Source organism: Novosphingobium arvoryzae (genome assembly GCF_014652615.1).
GTDB lineage: Bacteria > Pseudomonadota > Alphaproteobacteria > Sphingomonadales > Sphingomonadaceae > Novosphingobium > Novosphingobium arvoryzae.
Genome location: NZ_BMZD01000001.1, coordinates 377,332 through 393,739 on the forward strand (window position 1 = coordinate 377,332; position 16,408 = coordinate 393,739).

19 protein-coding genes are annotated in these 16,408 nt (G+C 61.0%); 14 read left to right on the forward strand and 5 right to left on the reverse strand.

From position 1 onward, the window contains the following. Positions 1–67: 67 nt before the first annotated feature. The 4 genes from IE113_RS01760 to IE113_RS01775 all read right to left on the reverse strand — a co-directional run bounded on the left by IE113_RS01760 (position 68) and on the right by IE113_RS01775 (position 3,459). The gene (locus IE113_RS01760) at positions 68–463 is read right to left on the reverse strand and encodes a hypothetical protein (RefSeq protein ID WP_189538692.1); all 396 of its coding nucleotides are present in this window, start codon (positions 461–463) and stop codon (positions 68–70) included. Then, positions 460–1,770 carry a recombinase family protein gene (locus tag IE113_RS01765; RefSeq protein WP_189538693.1) on the reverse strand — a complete coding sequence of 437 codons (1,311 nt, stop codon included), beginning with the start codon at positions 1,768–1,770 and terminating at the stop codon, positions 460–462. Before IE113_RS01765 ends, IE113_RS01760 begins: the two co-directional genes overlap by 4 nt. Beyond that, a complete protein-coding gene (locus IE113_RS01770) occupies positions 1,767–2,216 on the reverse strand; it encodes a DUF2924 domain-containing protein (RefSeq protein WP_189538694.1) in 450 nt (149 codons plus the stop codon). Before IE113_RS01770 ends, IE113_RS01765 begins: the two co-directional genes overlap by 4 nt. Positions 2,217–2,415: 199 nt before the next feature. Further along, entirely contained in the window at positions 2,416–3,459 is a 1,044-nt protein-coding gene (locus IE113_RS01775; protein ID WP_189538695.1) for a zinc ribbon domain-containing protein, read from the reverse strand. A 425-nt stretch (positions 3,460–3,884) separates the two neighbouring features. Here IE113_RS01775 and IE113_RS01780 point away from each other — a divergent pair, with 425 nt between their 5' ends. The 14 genes from IE113_RS01780 (at position 3,885) to IE113_RS01845 (ending at position 14,653) form a co-directional block, all read left to right on the forward strand. Then, positions 3,885–5,366, forward strand: coding sequence for a hypothetical protein (locus tag IE113_RS01780; RefSeq protein ID WP_189538696.1), 1,482 nt, complete (start codon positions 3,885–3,887; stop codon positions 5,364–5,366). Further along, on the forward strand, positions 5,363–6,256 hold the full coding sequence (locus IE113_RS01785; RefSeq protein WP_189538697.1) for a hypothetical protein: 894 nt from the start codon (positions 5,363–5,365) through the stop codon (positions 6,254–6,256). Before IE113_RS01780 ends, IE113_RS01785 begins: the two co-directional genes overlap by 4 nt. Before the next feature lie 21 nt (positions 6,257–6,277). Further along, positions 6,278–7,366 (forward strand): hypothetical protein, encoded by a 1,089-nt coding sequence (locus tag IE113_RS01790; protein ID WP_189538698.1) that lies wholly within the window; start codon positions 6,278–6,280, stop codon positions 7,364–7,366. Next, positions 7,366–7,629 (forward strand): hypothetical protein, encoded by a 264-nt coding sequence (locus tag IE113_RS01795; RefSeq protein ID WP_189538699.1) that lies wholly within the window; start codon positions 7,366–7,368, stop codon positions 7,627–7,629. Before IE113_RS01790 ends, IE113_RS01795 begins: the two co-directional genes overlap by 1 nt. Next, on the forward strand, positions 7,626–8,162 hold the full coding sequence (locus IE113_RS01800) for a TIGR02594 family protein (RefSeq protein ID WP_189538700.1): 537 nt from the start codon (positions 7,626–7,628) through the stop codon (positions 8,160–8,162). Before IE113_RS01795 ends, IE113_RS01800 begins: the two co-directional genes overlap by 4 nt. 82 nt (positions 8,163–8,244) lie before the next feature. Next, the gene (locus tag IE113_RS01805) at positions 8,245–8,439 is read left to right on the forward strand and encodes a hypothetical protein (RefSeq protein WP_189538701.1); all 195 of its coding nucleotides are present in this window, start codon (positions 8,245–8,247) and stop codon (positions 8,437–8,439) included. A gap of 55 nt (positions 8,440–8,494) precedes the next feature. Continuing rightward, positions 8,495–8,806, forward strand: a complete 312-nt coding sequence (locus tag IE113_RS01810) for a hypothetical protein (protein WP_189538702.1) — start codon at positions 8,495–8,497, stop codon at positions 8,804–8,806. Beyond that, positions 8,803–9,087: a hypothetical protein gene (locus IE113_RS01815; RefSeq protein ID WP_189538703.1), complete on the forward strand. Its 285-nt coding sequence runs from the start codon at positions 8,803–8,805 to the stop codon at positions 9,085–9,087. The genes IE113_RS01810 and IE113_RS01815 overlap by 4 nt, the downstream gene beginning before the upstream one ends. Further along, on the forward strand, positions 9,087–10,628 hold the full coding sequence (locus IE113_RS01820; RefSeq protein WP_189538993.1) for a beta strand repeat-containing protein: 1,542 nt from the start codon (positions 9,087–9,089) through the stop codon (positions 10,626–10,628). Before IE113_RS01815 ends, IE113_RS01820 begins: the two co-directional genes overlap by 1 nt. Then, positions 10,628–11,488, forward strand: a complete 861-nt coding sequence (locus tag IE113_RS01825; RefSeq protein WP_189538704.1) for a tail fiber domain-containing protein — start codon at positions 10,628–10,630, stop codon at positions 11,486–11,488. The genes IE113_RS01820 and IE113_RS01825 overlap by 1 nt, the downstream gene beginning before the upstream one ends. Beyond that, complete coding sequence (locus IE113_RS01830; RefSeq protein ID WP_189538705.1) at positions 11,485–12,876, forward strand: NHL repeat-containing protein; 1,392 nt, start codon at positions 11,485–11,487, stop codon at positions 12,874–12,876. The genes IE113_RS01825 and IE113_RS01830 overlap by 4 nt, the downstream gene beginning before the upstream one ends. 3 nt (positions 12,877–12,879) lie before the next feature. Then, complete coding sequence (locus IE113_RS01835; RefSeq protein ID WP_189538706.1) at positions 12,880–13,560, forward strand: hypothetical protein; 681 nt, start codon at positions 12,880–12,882, stop codon at positions 13,558–13,560. A gap of 7 nt (positions 13,561–13,567) precedes the next feature. Then, positions 13,568–13,756, forward strand: coding sequence for a hypothetical protein (locus IE113_RS01840; protein ID WP_189538994.1), 189 nt, complete (start codon positions 13,568–13,570; stop codon positions 13,754–13,756). Between the two features lie 174 nt (positions 13,757–13,930). Continuing rightward, a complete protein-coding gene (locus IE113_RS01845; RefSeq protein ID WP_189538707.1) occupies positions 13,931–14,653 on the forward strand; it encodes an outer membrane protein in 723 nt (240 codons plus the stop codon). A 78-nt stretch (positions 14,654–14,731) separates the two neighbouring features. On the opposite strand, the gene ade is transcribed toward IE113_RS01845, so the two are convergent. After that, on the reverse strand, positions 14,732–16,390 hold the full coding sequence (gene ade / locus IE113_RS01850) for an adenine deaminase (protein ID WP_229822060.1): 1,659 nt from the start codon (positions 16,388–16,390) through the stop codon (positions 14,732–14,734). Positions 16,391–16,408: the final 18 nt, after the last annotated feature.

Below are 16,408 nucleotides of genomic sequence, written 5' to 3' on the forward strand. Positions count from 1 at the left end.
GCGATAGCAAGCCATGGTCGCTGCCGTCAGCAAAAAGCATCCGCGGTTTTCACGGAGATGCACCCCATCAGGCGTCGATTCCAAAGTGTCGCCGCTGCGCGCCCCATTCGTTGGGGAACGGCGCGGCCAGCGTGGCAAGATCAATCCCGTCACCCTGTCGGCCGTCAAGAATTGCATCGATGATGTCAGGGGCCAGCAGCGTCATGCGCAGGACCCGGGTCAGATAGCTCAGACCGATCTTTTCCTTCTCGGCGAGGTCCGACACCGATGTGTAGGCACCGGTTTCCAGCAGGCGCTTCCAGCGGAAGGCTCGCGCCAGCGCCTTGACCACGGTGTTGTCGGTGCGTGGGCGCTGAAGCTGGGCACCAGCAGGCAGAACCATCTCCTTGCGGCCGCCACGTTTGGTGATCTGGAACGGAATGTGGATCGAAACTGTCTGGGGAATTATCACGACCTTGCTCACGCTGCCTCCTCCAGTTCCGGCACCTGCAGTTCGCGGGCCAGCGCATCGAGCCCGTCCACCCGCAGCTTCAGCTCGAGACCGGCGCTGCCAACGATGACCCGGTCGACGAGTAGCTGCACGATCCGGGCCTGCTCGGCCGGGAACAGTTCATCCCACATCGGGTCCACATTGATCAGGGCCTCCCGCGCTTGAGCTTCGGTCATTGCGGGCGCGTGTTTCACGGCCTCCTTCCATGCGCCGATGATGATTTCCGGCTGCCGGAACACGGCGCGCAGCTGGTTGACGACCGCGCCTTCGATTTCGGCGGCAGGCACGCGCCCGACAGTGGTGGAGCCTGCTCCATGGCGGAGCAGCGTCTGGCTGACGTAGTAGCGGTAGAGCTTGCCGTTTTTGCAGGAGTGGGTCGGTGAAAACGCCCCGCCATCCGAACCCCAGAGCAGACCCTTCAGCAACGCAGGCGTATTGGCGCGCGCACGATTCGCCCGGGTCCGCGGACTTTCCTTCGTGATGGCGCGCACAGCATCCCAGAGCTCCTGATCAATGATCGCGTCATGTTCGCCCGGATAGCTGTTACCCTTGTGGACGGCCTCGCCGATGTAGGCCTTGTTGGCGAGCAGGCGGTACAAGTAGCCCTTGGTAATCGTCTTGCCTTGCCGGGTCGTGATGCCTCGCTCTCGCAATTCCCGCAGCAGAAGGGTGGCCGAGCCGACATCGCGGAACCGCTGGAAAATGTAGCGGACGTTGGCGGCCGCCTTTTCATTCACCACCAGCTTTCGCGACTGGACATCATAGCCCAGCGGCGGGACACCGCCCATCCAGATCCCCTTGGCACGGGAAGCGGCGAACTTATCGCGGATGCGCTCTGCGGTCACCTCACGCTCGAACTGGGCGAAGCTGAGCAGAATGTTCAGGGTCAGGCGGCCCATAGAGGTCGTGGTGTTGAACGACTGTGTGATGGACACGAAGGTCACATCGTTCCGGTCAAAAACCTCGACCAGTTTTGAGAAGTCCATCAGCGATCGCGAAAGACGGTCGATCTTGTAGACCACCACCACGTCGATCAGGCCCTCCTCGATATCGGCCAGCAGGCGCTGCAGCGCGGGGCGTTCCAGCGTACCGCCAGAAATCCCGCCGTCGTCGTAATGATCGCGGACCGGCACCCAGCCTTCTGACCGCTGACTGGCGATGTAGGCTTCGCAGGCCTCGCGCTGGGCATCGAGCGAGTTGAACTCCTGCTCGAGCCCTTCTTCCGATGACTTGCGGGTATAGACCGCGCAGCGCAGCTTGCGGACGAGCGGTTTGTTCATGCTGCCCTCCGATGATCCTTGAGGCCGAAGAAGACCCAGCCATTCCAGCGTGAGCCGGTGATGGCGCGGGCAATTGCGGACAGCGACTGGTAGGGACGCCCCTGCCATTCGAAGCCGTCGAGGGTGACGGTCACAGTGTGCTCCACCCCCTGCCACTCGCGGATCAGGCGGGTGCCGGTGATGGGCTTCAGGTCGGCACGGACCCGGCGGGTAGTGATGTTGCCCCCATCGAGCTGCTCGCCCAGTTGCTGCAGCCGTTTGACCGTTTCCACCTTCAGCCCGCCGTAGGCGAGTTCCTGGATGCGGTAGGCCAGTCGGCTTTCGAGGTAGCGCCGGTTGAAGGCCGGCGGCTCCTCGCTGAACAGTTCACGCCACTGCTTCTTCAGTTCGGCGATGGGCGCTGCCTTCATGGCCGCCAGCCGTGCGAGTACGGGATCAGGTTTCATTGTGCGTTGCTCCGGTGAGTTGCACCGGCACTACCGCTCTGTTCGAGCGAGTTGTGTAGCGGAAAGTCTCCATCTTCTTCAGATAGTTGACCCGTATTCCGCAGGTGCAGGCGAGCGAGCCCCGCACCAAGCAGATCGCACAGTTCAGCCCGCCGCGCGGCTGGCGACATCTTGTCGGGATGGAGCGGGTTCGGGCGTTTCATGCGGCGCTCCGGTGCGCCTGCCCGAAGACAGCCGAAGTGATCGCATGGCGGTTCCAGTAGTAGCGCAGCTGGCAATTGGCATCGTACTTGGACACGCCGAAGTTCATCGGCGACACAGAGGCTCCCGCCCGGCGCAGGCAGTCGAGCTGCTTGGTAGATGCCGGTTCCTTGAGCCACCGCTTGCTCTTGGCGGCAGCCAGGCCGTTTTCGGCCGAGCGCAAGAAATCGTCGGCCTCAGCCAGAGCCTGCACCTTGGTCCCGATCGCGATCTTGCGCGGCGCACCGGCCTTGGGACCGCCCAATGCATGCCAGAGGGTGCCGTCATGGAACACGCCAGCCCAGGCGTCGAACCCACTGGCGATCAGAGACGAGCCATCGCCACTGACGTCGCACCACTGGAAAGGCGACTGGTTCAGCAGGTCGATCTCCAGCAGTTCGAAGTCGGTCAGGATGTGCTTCTCGCCGACCTGGCGGGTGAAGACATGGCCACAAAACGGGCATTCACCCGTCCCGAGAGGGATCTCGGCTTCGCAGTCCGGGCAGGTCTTGTAGGGTGCCGTGCCGGGGTCCGTGTCGTCATCGTCGAGCGAAATTTCCTGCTCGAGGCAGCCGTGACGAATGGCCGCGCCTGCGAAGTCGAGAATGACGCAGTCGGTCTTGATGATGCCGGGGTAACGTTGGGGATCAACCTTGCGCAGCCCGCGACCTACCGCCTGAATGAAGGTGCCCTTGTGAAGCATCGGGCGCAGGATGCCGATGCAGCCCACCGGCTGCCCGCGCGCGTATGCGAATTTCTCAAGCATTTCCCATTGCAACGTAGGCTTGTTTAGGGGGCCTTTAATCATGTCGAGGTCATGAGGGATTACGATCCGGCTCCGCCCGAGGAAGTTCACATTGAACTGCTCGGCATCTGCAAGATCGAACTCTATGTCTTCCCATGTGGTGCCCACAGGCACCGCGACGGTTGGCTTCTTGACCTTCTCAAGGCCGACGACACCATCGATTAGCGCCGCAAAGAGTCTCCCGGGTTCGTCGACCAATTGAAACCCGTTCCGTGTCTGCCAGAGGAGAACATCCTCTAGCGCCATGATTGTGGCCTGATGCTTATCAAGTCGCTGGACTTCTTGAAGCGTAACAGTCCGTCTTGTCGGAACAAGCACCAGTCTTGGACCCGGCGGTGCTACTGCCACGGGATCGAGGTTGTCTATTTGCCCCCCGAACATGGGCTGCGGGATGTAAAGAAAGACGGGGAATCCCCGACCCGGGCTAATCTCACACCTGCCGATGAAAGCAGCCCGTGACAAAACGGGCTTGTCCAAGTCACCAACGAGATCGAGCACTCCTCTGCCCGCCCTGACACTGGTCGTCCTGACCGGGGTTACCAAGCGCGGCGTGGCGGTCTCGAAGCCTGTCTACCCCTGCGACCTTCGATGCCACCGGCTACAATGCGCTCAATGCGATCCGCGTGACTTGGGCTGCACTGCCCGGCGTTATCGGAGAAGCCGCTGTTGGCGCCGCCAATCTGGCAATCAGCGGGATCGAATACCTCGCCAACAAAGCGATCGCAGCGCTCAACTGGCTGGCTGAATGGGTAAACCCTGTGCTCGACCGCGTCGGGCTTGCCACCATCACCCGGATCGAGAGCGTTGCTCTGCCGCGAATGGAAAACAGTTTTGCCGGCTCGACTGCCCGCATGGGCGCACAGGTCCGCGATGAATTCGCGTCCGCTTTTGGCGATGCGATGAGCATGATGGACGCCTTTTCAGCACGCTGGCGGGAAAACAGCATCGCTGCTGCCAAGGCCCGGCTTGCCGCCAAGGCGGAAGAGATCCGCGGCGACAGCACTGACCGTGCAAGCAGCGCAAAAGGCCCCAAGGAAACGGAAGCCGAACGCGCGCTCCAGGCCGCCCGGGACTTTGCCGCCAATCTCGCGCTTGAGACTGCCAAGATCGGCAAGACCCCGATCGAGATCAAGCGGATGGAAGTTGCGATGGCCGCACTCAAGGCGCCGACCGACGAGGCGCGCATTGCAATTCTCCAAGCCGGCGAAGCCTGGGAACAGGCGACGCGCGCATTCGCCACCTCGGAGTTCCTGCGCCAGACGGTCGGCCCGCTGGAACAGCAGGTCGCTTTGCTTGGCCAGTCGGCCCGGGCGCAGGCACTCGCCAATCTCGAGGCCGAGCGCGAACAGATCGTGCTCGAACGCGGGGCCGAAGCTTGGGAGCGGTATCGCGCCGCACGCATTCGGCTGATGGAAGCAGACTTTGCGCAAAGCGGTCAGGAACAGTTCCTCCAAAGCCTGGAAGACATGGTCTCGGCCACGGAAGCAGCGGCCCAGAACATGGCTGATGCCTTCGGCTCGGTCGGCGGGGCAATTGGCGCGATCACGGTCGAGATTACCCGCTTTGCCTCAGCACAGGTGGCTGCAGCCCAGCGCGTGGCTGAAGCCGAGCGCGAATATGGACGCACCTCGTTTCAGTATGCCGACGCGCGTGCGGCGCAGGCATCGGCTGAGATCAATCACTATGGTAATCTCGCCTCGGCCGCGAAGGGCTTCTTTAGGCAAGGCTCGGACGGTTACAAGGCGCTGCTCGCCGCTGAGAAGGTGTTCCGCGCCTTTGAACTGGCGATCGCGATCAAGAATGCTGCGGTGAAGATCGGGCTCATTGGCGCGCAAACCGCTGCCAAGGTCACCAGCGACACGGCCACACCGACCTGGTGGGAGCAGTTCGCCTCCAATCAATCTGCGACAGCGTCGTTGCCAGCAAACGACAGCGCCACGGTACTGATCGATGGGCTGGCATCTCTGAAACAGGAATTGTCTGACCTACGCGATGAGCAGCGCATCGCCTCGGCAACCATTGCCTCCGGGACTATCAAGACGGCCCGCATCCTCGAACGCGTGACGCCAGATGGCGATGCCCTAGCCGTGAGAACGGCGGCATGAAGCTGATCCGGCCCACCACGCTGACCGATGCCATGTTGACCAGCAGCACGGCCCCGGAGAACGACCACCCGGTCTGGGCATCCGGGACGGCCTATGCGGTCGGTGCCAGGGTGATCCTGACGGCAACCCATCGGCGCTATGAAGCACTGGTGGCATCGACCGGGGTCAACCCGGCGAGCGATCCGACCAAGTGGCTCGATCTGGGGCCGACCAACCGCTGGGCCATGTTCGATGACCGGGTTGGGACAGCCACGACCCGGGCTGGCAGCTTGCAGGTTGTGATGGCCCCAGGCGCCACGGACGGCGTCGCACTCATCGACACCGATGCGGAGAGCGCGACAGTGTCGCTCACGGTTTCGGGCACGCAGCTTTATTCGAAGACCCAGAGCTTCAATGTCGGCGGCACGGCCATCGACAACTGGTTCTCCTGGTTCTTCGAACCTGTCGGGCGCAAATCCAGCCTGCTGTTCCTCGATGTGCCGGTCTACGAGGCCGGTATCATCACCGTCACCATTACGCGCGACAATCCGGCTGATCTCGTTTCCTGCGGCGCGCTATTGTTCGGCCGGCAGTTTACGATCGGCGAGACCGAGCACGGCGCCGACATCGGCATCATCGACTATTCGAGGAAAGAGACCGACCAGTTCGGTGTCACCTCGGTGGTCGAGCGCGCCTTTGCCAAGCGGATGACCGCGCGGGTGGTCATGCCGACCAGCGCCATCGACGATGTGGCCCGCAATCTTGCAGCGCTCCGCGCCTCGCCGGTCCTCTGGATTGGCTCCGAAAGCTTCGAGAGCCTTACCGTCTACGGCTTCTACAAAGAGTTCTCGATCGACCTTGCCTACCCGACCGTCAGCTACTGCAGCCTGACCATCGAAGGGCTCACTTGATCCACCCTGAGGGGTAATTCCATGCCTATCACAGCACTGCCCACGCCGCCGTCCCGGACGGATGCGGCGAACTTCTCCGCGCGTGCGGATGCTTTCCTCGGCGCGCTGCCGACCTTCGGCACGGAGGCCAATGCTCTGGCGGTCGAGGTCAATGGCTACGCGACCAACGCGGCCGCTAGCGCCTCAACCGCGGTCAACGCGCCCGGCACCAGCGCCACCAGCACGACCTCACTTGCCATCGGCACGGGCTCCAAATCCCTGACAGTCCAGACCGGTAAAGCCTTCGTCGTGGGCCAATGGGTGACCATCACCAGCACAGCCACACCCACCAACTGGATGCATGGGCAGATTACGGCCTACACCAGCGGCACCGGGGCGCTTGTCGTCAATGTTGCCATGGTGGGTGGCAGCGGCACGATTGCCTCTTGGACCGTAGCGCTCTCCGCGCCTTCGGTTTCTGGCAATGCCGTGCTGACCACCAGTACCTATGCTGATCCCGCCTGGCTGACCTCTCTGGCCGGCTCCAAGATTACGGGCACTCTCGCCGTTGCCAATGGCGGGACCGGTGCCGCCGATGCCGCCACCGCCCGCAGCAATCTCGGCCTCGCCATCGGCAGCGATGTACAAGGCTACAGCGCCAATCTCGCTTCCTGGTCAGGCAGGTCAGTTCCCTCCGGCGCAGTCGTTGGGACGACAGATAGCCAGACGCTTTCCAACAAGACGATCTCGGGTGCGGCCACTGGCTCCACTGTGAATGACGCCGGCGGCTCAGCATGGTCGATCGGTTTTCGCGAAGTACCCCAGAATGCACAGAGCGCGTCCTACCAGCTGGTCGCGGCCGACAACGGCAAGCACATCTACTCGCTGAATTCTGCTGCGCAGACCATCACTGTGCCCCCCAATGGCACGGTCAGCTTTCCGCTTGGCACTACCATCACCATCATCAACAATGGCGGTTCAGCAATCACCATCGCCCAGGGTTCCGGCGTTACGCTTTGCCAGGCCGGCACCACCAGCACTGGCAACCGGACGCTCGCCGTGCGTGGGCTCGCTACGCTGATCAAGGTCGAAACCAACGTCTGGTTCGTCTCCGGTACTGGGATCAGCTGATGTCGGGCGTACTTGGGGTCCTGCTCGGATCTGGTGGTGCAAGTCGTTACCAGATGGCAGTCGGTCAGTATTCCGATGGGTTCAAGGGCATCTGGTGGATCTACTATGGGTTCGGCATTGCCAATAACTATTACCCGATCGGCGGAGCGCTGAGCCCGTCCACCTTCAAGGGCCAAACGATCCAGGGGATCTACTCGGTCGAGGACAATGTCGGCTCAAGGGCTTTTCCGGCCGCTAACCTCCCACAGGAGAAACTCCCATGAACCCTCTGCCGCCGGCCTATGGCTGGCTCGATGAACTGCGCCCTTTGCCGCGAATGCTGGAAGAAGCGCGCAAGCTTTACGGCACCTTTGAAGTGGCCGGGCCAGCCAGCAATCCGCTGATCCTCGAATGGGCCAAGGAGGTCGGGCTTGCCCGGACCTATCTTGAGGATGGCATTCCCTGGTGCGGTCTGTTCATGGCGGTCGTCGCCAAACGGGGCGGCAAGCCAATCGTCGAAGGTCCGCTCTGGGCGCGCAACTGGGCAAAGTTTGGCAAGGCCGCTGACAAAGCCCAGCTTGGCGATGCGCTGGTGTTTCGCCGCGGCCAGGGATCTGGCCATGTCGGGCTCTATGTCGGCGAGGATTACGGCGCCTACCATGTGCTCGGCGGTAACCAGTCTGATGGCGTGACCATCACCCGGATTGCCAAGGACCGCTGCATCGCCGTGCGCCGGCCGGCATATCGCAAGGTGCCAGCGACCGCGAAGCCGGTCCAACTGGCTGCAACCGGCACTCTGTCCACCAACGAGGCCTGATCAGGCCACGACCAATCCGCTGCCCCTTTGCGCAGCCGGACAACCGCCCGCCTTCTGGCGGGTTTTCTTTTGGAGAACTGACATGGAAGACTTGAAGCCCTGGTGGACCTCGAAGGCCATCTGGACCGGCGTCATTGGCAGCATCTGGGGCGTTGCAGGCGCAATCGGCATCTTGCCGGAAGGTCTCAGCCAGACGGACGTCCTGACCGTCGTCCTGGCGCTGACCGGCATTGGCGGGGTCCTGTTCCGCAAGACGGCGACCACCCGGATCGGCTGAGATCAAATGGCGGGGGCTGCGGCTCCCGCCACCCTCCTTTCTCACAGGTGCAGGCATGACCAGGCTGACCATCCGTCGGGGCGGCACCAAGCGCGTGCGCGCCACCTTTTTTGCCGACCAGGGCGCCGGGATCGCTCGAGATCTCTCCGGTCTCGCGCTCATGGTCATTGACCAGAGCCCGAACATTGCACCGCCCGCGCTTGCTATTCTGCCGCCGGCAACGGGCGGCCAGATCGAAGTGCTCTGGAGCGACGAGCAGACAGCGCCCCTCCATGCAGGGGCTGGCAAGGTCTGGCTGACGCTCGGTTTCGAGAATGACAGCGGGGAGCGTGAGGTCCTGCCGACCCTTACGTTTGATGTCGAATGACGGCCGCGCTGCAGATCATCGAGGCGGTTCAGGCCATCCTCGTCGAGAGCGACGGCACCAGCATAACCCTCGAGGTCTCAAACGCCGGGATCTCAGGTCCACGCGGGTTTACCGGACCTCAGGGCCCACCAGGTCCGCCCGGGCCGCTCAGCGCGCTGACGGACTTGTCCGACGTGGCCTTGGCCGCACCCGAGGGCGGCGACGTCCTCACGTACTCATCCCCCACCAACACATGGATCAACGAGAAAGCGGCCAGACTGGTCGACGGAGGTAATTTCTGATGGCCAATACCCTGCGTATCAAGCGCCGGGCCGCAGGCGGTGCGGCCGGGGCTCCAGCATCGCTCGCAAATGCCGAGCTCGCATTCAACGAGCAGGACAACACACTCTACTACGGCACCGGCACCGGGGGTGCTGGCGGAACAGCGACCTCGGTCATCGCCATCGGCGGCCCGGGCGCCTTTGTCGGGCTCTCGGGCGACCAGACCATCGCCGGGATCAAGACCTTCTCGAGCACGATTGTGGGTTCGATCTCGGGCAATGCCGGGACCGCCACCGCGCTGGCAATCGCGCGTTCGCTCGGCCTGTCCGGCGATGTAACCGGTACGGCCTCGTTTAATGGCACCGCCAATGCGACCATTGCCGCCACCCTTGCAAACAGCGGCGTCACCGCTGGCTCCTATGGCTCTGCCACGCAAGTCGGTCAGGTCACGGTCGACGCCAAAGGGCGCGTGACCTCGGCCAGCAATGTCGCGATCACGTTCCCGGTGACTTCGGTGGCAGGGCGCACCGGTGCCATCACGCTCTCGACCAGCGATGTCGCCGAAGGCACCAACCTCTATTTCACCGATGCCCGGGTCCGCGCCAACCGGCTCGACCAGCTGGCAGCACCTACCGCTGCGGTGGACTTCAACAGCCAGCGCATCACAGGCCTTGCTGACCCAACGGTAGCCCAGGACGCAGCCACCAAGAACTACGTCGATCTGACCGTTCAGGGGCTCGATCCCAAGGCTTCGGTGAAAGCCGCATCGACTGCCAATATTGCCTCGCTGTCCGGCACCATGACGATCGACGGCGTGGCGCTTGCCGCGGGCGACCGCGTGCTAGTGAAGGACCAGACCACGCCGTCCCAGAACGGCGTCTATGTGGTTGCCTCTGGCGCCTGGGCTCGGGCGATCGATCTCTCGACATGGGACGAGCATGTCTCGGCTTACCTGTTTGTCGAACAGGGCACAGTGAACGCCGATGTGGGCTACCTCTGCACGGTTGATGCGGGCGGCACGCTGGGCACCACTGCTGTCACCTTCGTTCAGTTCAACGGCGCCGGACAGATTGTTGCCGGCAATGGCCTCACCAAGACCGGCAACACGATCGACGTGGGGGCCGGCACAGGCATTGCTGTGGCCGCTGACGCTGTCGCACTGACCGGTCAGGCGCTGGCGCTCCACAACCTTGGCACCAACGGGATTGTCGCCCGTACGGCCGCTGGGACTGTGGCAGCGCGCACGCTGACGGCCGGCTCGACCAAGATCGCAGTCACCAATGGCGATGGTGTAGCGGGCAACCCTACCGTAGATGTCAACGAAGCCAACCTCACGCTGGGCAATATCGGCGGTACGCTCGGCGTGGCCAAAGGCGGCTCGGGGGCCATCACGCTCACCGGCTACCTCAAGGGCAACGGAACGGCGGCGTTCACGGCATCCGCGACCATTCCTAATACTGACATTTCTGGCCTTGGCACCATGTCGACGCAGGCAGCGAGCAACGTCGCCATCACCGGGGGCTCAATTGATGGCGTGACGCTGGACGGTGGAACCTTCTGATGCCGAGCACCATCCTGCTCAAGCGGTCTTCAACTGCGTCCAGCGTCCCTGCAGCCGCGTCGCTGCAGTCGGGCGAACTCGCCGTCAATCTGGCTGACCAGAAGCTCTATTCAAAGACTGCGGGCGGCACGGTCGTTCAGGTGGGTTTCGGCAATCTGACATCTGGCATGGTCACCACCGCGCTGGGCTTCACGCCCTACAATTCGACCAACCCGAGCGGCTACATCACGGCCAGTGGGTCGATCACCGGTTCGTCCGGATCCTGCACCGGCAATGCCGCGACAGCGACCAGGTGGGCGACCGGGCGCACCATTGCCCTGACCGGCGATGTAACCGGCACCAGCGCGGCATTTGACGGCTCAGCGGCTCTGTCATTTGCCGCAACACTGGCGAATAGCGGCGTGACGGCCGGAACCTATCTCAAGGTCACGGTCGATGCCAAAGGGCGGGTCACCGCGGGCTCATCGATGACCTCCGGCGATGTCACGAGCGCTCTTGGCTATACGCCTGCCAACAAGGCCGGCGACAGCTTCACCGGCAGTATTTCCGTGTCGGGATCGATTACCGCGACCGGCAACATTACCGCCTATTCCGACGCCCGCCTGAAGACTGACATCGAGACGATCACTGGCGCGCTGGACCGTGTCCGGAAACTTCGTGGTGTTACCTTTAGTCGGCGCGACACAGGCAATCGCGGCGTTGGTCTTATCGCCCAGGAGCTGGCAGCCATTGTGCCCGAGGCGGTCACGACCCATGAAGATGGTCTGCTATCTGTCGCCTATGGCAATCTCGTCGGCGTACTGATCGAGGCCGTGAAGGACCTGGCCGACAAGGTCGATCGCCTCGAGGCCCGGGCATGACGCTGCAGATTTCGGGGCCGATCTCGCTTGGCAATGTCGCCGTCGAACTGGGCCGCACATCGACCGCCACGACTTCGCTCGGCGAAGCGGCCGTGCGGACGCTGGCTGGTGTCACATCCGGACCGATCTCGCTCTCCAACCTTTACGGGAAGTCGAACGAGAGCTTCTGGTATGCGACCTTTGGCTCGACCGTTGTCAATTTCCTGATCCTGGGCACGGACAGCAGCGGCAACATCTACGCCAGCGCCACGAGCGCGGTCTTCAAATGGGACCGTGACGGCACGCTCATCTGGGCCCGAAATGTCTCTGGGCCTTTCATCAACGGCGGCTGGGTCGATGCCAGTGGCAATGTCTACCTTGCCGGGGCCTACTATTCGAGCAACTACTATGGCTGGCTGGCCAAGCTCGACACCTCTGGCACCCTGCAATGGCAGCGCAGCCTCAACGGCTCGGGCCAGGATCTCTGGTACAATGCAGCGGTCGATGCGTCCGGCAGCGTCTATGTGGCTGGCTATTCAACCTCGAGCGGTGGCTCGGGAAATGCCGACGCGCTGATCGCCAAATACAACAGCGCCGGCACCCTTCTGTGGCAGCGCTCGATTGGTGGCTCCGGCAACGAATATGCCAGCCAGATGGCCCTCAGCCCGGACGGCAGCCTGCTGGTCCTTTCGGGCAACACCTCGACGTCAACAGCGGGCAACATCGACGCCCTGATCACCGTCATCAGCACCGCCACCCCCTCGGTCAGCTGGCAGCGCTCAATCGGGAGTACGGGTTATGATTACGGCTATGGCGTTGCGGTAGACAGCAGCAACAACATCTACTGGCTCGCAGGCATCAACGGCACGCTGAGCCTGCTCAAGATCAGTTCTGGCGCTGTGATCCAGTGGCAGCTGTCCCTGCCTTCCAGCTACGGCAGTGGTTCGGTGAACCTCGGCCCCGACGGCAGCCTGAGGGTTTTTGCGCCGGTCTATGCCGGGGCGGACATCTATCAGTTTTCAACCGACGGCACCCTGCTGCTGTCCCGCTCCATCAGCCTCGACACGAGCAATGGCGCGAACTCTTTCAGCCTCACGGGTCTGGCGGTTAGCTCAACGGCAATGGTGTTTTCCATCTACACCATGATGGATTTCTCGCCCTACGGTTACATGGATCTGTGCGGCGCTATCATCAAAGTGCCAGTCGATGGTTCGAAAACCGGGACATGGTCAGTGGCCGGTGCCTTGACCCAGGGCGTGACCTACAGCGCCTCATCCCCCAGCATCGGCAACACCTTCTGGTCGCTGACCTTCCGCAGCTTCTCATTGCTGAACCGCACTCTGACCGCGGGCACACCGTCTTACAGCTTTGCGGCCGGGTCTTACACCAACACCACGACCGGGATTTGACCCATGATCATTTCGCATGACCGCCAGACGCTGTTCATTGGCGTGCCAAAGAACGGGTCGCAAACAGCGCGGGCTGTACTTGGCCAGATCGGGGTCGATCTGGTTGGCGAAATGGGGCGGCACCCGACGGTGCCGGAAGCGATCAGGCTGACTGAGGCGCGTTTTCCCGGAGAAGTAATTGCGCCGAGGGCTATCTATGCCTTCTGGCGGGACCCGGTTGAGCGTTTCTGCTCGGCGGTCGAGTTCCACAAGCGCTGTCTGCCGAACTCATTGATGCAGCTATTTCCGGAGCGGTTCGTCGGTGTCGAGCGGCATCCGCGATGGTTTGAACCCGATCCCAACGCCATCGATCTGGATATGCGCGCGGTCATCGACAGCGTCCCGCCGCTAGAGATACTTGCGGCATTGTTGCCGCCTCTTGTCCCAGGTGTTCTGCGCCAGCCCCGGGGCGGCAATCTCACTTTTTATCGGCCGCAGTCGGAATGGCTGGATGATCCTCGAGTTACCGTGCTGCCCTTTGCAGACTATGAGGCCGGGGTGCGGGATATTGTCGATTGGTTTGGCGGGGATGGTGTCTCGGTAGAGATACCCCAGATCAATGCCGCAGCAGGCCCGTTGTCCGAGCTGAGCATGTACGAAGCAGAAGCGGTTCGGGCCTACTATGCGGAAGATTTCCAGCTATAGTGGGCAGATGAACCGGGACGACGAAAAGCGCATTGCTGCCAAGATGGCGAAAACGCTCGCGATGATGTGCGTCCGCAACACCGGCCTCGAAACCCTCCATGCGGGCATCGTCCCGGTCACCCATACCGGTGATTATTCGGACGTTAGCGCCGCATCGTCACCTCAGACAGAAAATGCAAGTTTATCAAATTTATAATCGCTTTAAAGCTCGCAATGATGAAACATAATTCTTGCGGCACCGGCCAGAGGGCTTTCAGTATATCCAAATGACAAAACAGACGAGTTATTGATGAAAATCAATGAAGTGCCTGATCTGGCATGGCATGAAATTAACTATGGGTAGATTTCATGTGCAAGTCAGGAGGAAGATTTGAAAATTCGCGGATATTATGTTTCTGCGGCTACTTTTGCTGCTTGCTTTTATATTACCGTTCCGGCTCATGCTGGTGCATTTGACGGCCCATTCGTGGGAATCGATATTGGCTATGACCATGCAGAAACTCAGGATAACTATGAAGATACATCTGTAGATCCAACTAAAAGTGAAAATTATGACGGATATAGCTTAAATGGCTTGGCTGGAGGAATCTATGCCGGCTATGATTTCAGAATAAACGAAAATGTTTTTACTGGCGTTGAGATACGTGCTGGTCTTTCAAATTCGAAGTTCAGTGCTTCGTATTTTGATAAAAATGGTGTCAAGCAGAAATTTTATGAACGCGCCAATCCATCTTTTAGTGCAACGACCCGCCTAGGATTTCTTTTGAATGAAAAAACTGGCGTTTATCTCCGCGGAGGCGTTGCTCAGACGCGCATAAAAATGTCTGACACTTACGGGTTCTATCTAGGAGATGATTCCGAGGGGAATGAACAGTATACGAATTCGATAAAGGATAACAATATCGGATTATTATTTGGCGCCGGATTGGAAACCGCAGTCGGCAAAAAGACGTCCCTTCGAGTTGAGTACAATGTAGTTCAACACGGAGAAATATTTGAGAAGGTTAATAGCCTTCGATATGACAACGGACAAACATATAAAGAAGATTTTTCCAACCATCAGGTGCGTTTGGGATTATCATATCAATTCTGATCAGAGAAAACTTCCAGAGTGATCTTGAAGGGGCGCCCGAGTGCGCCCCTTTTTTCCAACGATTGACTATTACTTAGTTCAGGCTGTCGCTGAATCGACAGACGTAAATGAAAAATTCTCGCTATCGAACAGCCCTTTGTCACTTAGCTTGAGTGCCGGAATGACCAGAAGGGCCATGAACGATAACGTCATGAAGGGTGAACGGAGCGTGCAGCCAAGTGCGTGTGCCCGGCCATCCAGTTCGCGGTATAGCTGCCCCACATGATCGCCGTCGCAATCGCTGATCAACCCTGCGACCGGTAGCGGCAGGATATCTGTGCGGTGGTCCGAGGCTACGGCAATACCACCCTGGGCTGCAATAACCGCATTGATCGCGCGGCAGAGCGCTTCAAGACTAGCGCCCACGGCCACGATATTGTGAGAATCATGGGCGACTGACGATGCCAAGGCTCCGCTGGCGAGCCTGAAGCCTTCCACGAAGGCAATGGCAGGTGGCGCAGGATTGTAGCGATTTATGACGACCAGCATTAGGAGGTCGCGCTCCAGGTCCGGAACCAGTTGGCCTAAACGGACTTTTGCGGGCCGGACGACCTGCTCCGTGGTCAGTTGCCCATCGATTGCGCGAATTGCGCGGATAAGCCCGGCGCTCTCGCCATGACAAGCGGGTAGTGCCAGATCGGACGGGCTGATCGGCTGAGCGTGAAACCGGTTAGGAAGTGTGGTCCCTGCAAACGGCAACAGGCTGGCCCCGCGTTCGGCAACCTTGCGGCCACCTATCCAGGTGCTACGGACAGCGAAATCTGCAAGGTCGCAAAGCTCGACCGCATCCATCCGATCCCCCTCGCGCAGCAAGCCGATGGGGAGATGATAGTGCATCACCGGAATTGTGCTAGCACAGCGCAGCACGTCATACAGGTCGTGCCCCAAGCCCACCGCGCGTCGGATCAGGTCGTTCACGTGACCCGCCAACAAGTCATCGGGGTGCTTATCGTCACTGCAGAACATGACCTGTGCTGGCCGGGACGCGATCAGGGGGTGCAGCGCGTCGAAATTGCGCGCGGCCGAACCCTCCCTGATGAGTATTTTCATGCCTGCAGCCGCCTTTTCCTCCGCTTCGGACAGGGTCATGCATTCATGGTCGGTCGCAATACCGGCAGCGCGGTAGTGCAAGAGCGCCTCACCTGAAAGGCCGGGAGCATGGCCGTCGATCGGCACTCCGTGCCTGATTGCGGCGGAGAGCTTGGCCATAAGAGCCTCGTCCCCGGCCAGGACGCCCGGAACGTTCATTACTTCCGCCAGATAGCCTGCGTGGCCGGATGCAAGCAGCCTTTCTACGTCGGCTGGTTCGATCGCGGCGCCGGAGGTTTCAAAAGGAGTTGCCGGGACGCACGGCGGAGCGCCAAAGCAGATGTGCAGCGGCCCCTTTCTTGCTGACTGGACCATGAAGTCGATGCCTTCCGTCCCCAGTACGTTGGCAATTTCGTGGGGATCGGAAACTGTCGCGACAGTCCCATGGCGCACAGCAATCCGGCCGAATTCAGCCGGGGTCAGCATTGAGCTTTCGATATGGACGTGGGCATCGACAAAACCGGGCGAAAGAAAGCCATAGCCCTCGCGCGGTGATCCTGAATCAACGATAGATTCGATTACCCCATCGACCCATGTCACGCGGCCAAAGAAGGTTCGTCGCGCATGGATGTCGATGATGTTCCCGTCGAACGTTCCGCAGTTGATCACGTAACCATCCTCTTGACG

Excerpts from the sequence above, each read along its gene's own strand:
- IE113_RS01765 (WP_189538693.1), bottom strand. The coding sequence starts at position 1,770 with ATGAACAAACCGCTCGTCCGCAAGCTGCGCTGCGCGGTCTATACCCGC.
- IE113_RS01770 (WP_189538694.1), bottom strand. The coding sequence starts at position 2,216 with ATGAAACCTGATCCCGTACTCGCACGGCTGGCGGCCATGAAGGCAGCG.
- IE113_RS01785 (WP_189538697.1), top strand. The coding sequence starts at position 5,363 with ATGAAGCTGATCCGGCCCACCACGCTGACCGATGCCATGTTGACCAGC.
- IE113_RS01790 (WP_189538698.1), top strand. The coding sequence starts at position 6,278 with ATGCCTATCACAGCACTGCCCACGCCGCCGTCCCGGACGGATGCGGCG.
- IE113_RS01795 (WP_189538699.1), top strand. The coding sequence starts at position 7,366 with ATGTCGGGCGTACTTGGGGTCCTGCTCGGATCTGGTGGTGCAAGTCGT.
- IE113_RS01800 (WP_189538700.1), top strand. The coding sequence starts at position 7,626 with ATGAACCCTCTGCCGCCGGCCTATGGCTGGCTCGATGAACTGCGCCCT.
- IE113_RS01805 (WP_189538701.1), top strand. The coding sequence starts at position 8,245 with ATGGAAGACTTGAAGCCCTGGTGGACCTCGAAGGCCATCTGGACCGGC.
- IE113_RS01810 (WP_189538702.1), top strand. The coding sequence starts at position 8,495 with ATGACCAGGCTGACCATCCGTCGGGGCGGCACCAAGCGCGTGCGCGCC.
- IE113_RS01815 (WP_189538703.1), top strand. The coding sequence starts at position 8,803 with ATGACGGCCGCGCTGCAGATCATCGAGGCGGTTCAGGCCATCCTCGTC.
- IE113_RS01820 (WP_189538993.1), top strand. The coding sequence starts at position 9,087 with ATGGCCAATACCCTGCGTATCAAGCGCCGGGCCGCAGGCGGTGCGGCC.
- IE113_RS01825 (WP_189538704.1), top strand. The coding sequence starts at position 10,628 with ATGCCGAGCACCATCCTGCTCAAGCGGTCTTCAACTGCGTCCAGCGTC.
- IE113_RS01830 (WP_189538705.1), top strand. The coding sequence starts at position 11,485 with ATGACGCTGCAGATTTCGGGGCCGATCTCGCTTGGCAATGTCGCCGTC.
- IE113_RS01835 (WP_189538706.1), top strand. The coding sequence starts at position 12,880 with ATGATCATTTCGCATGACCGCCAGACGCTGTTCATTGGCGTGCCAAAG.
- IE113_RS01840 (WP_189538994.1), top strand. The coding sequence starts at position 13,568 with ATGAACCGGGACGACGAAAAGCGCATTGCTGCCAAGATGGCGAAAACG.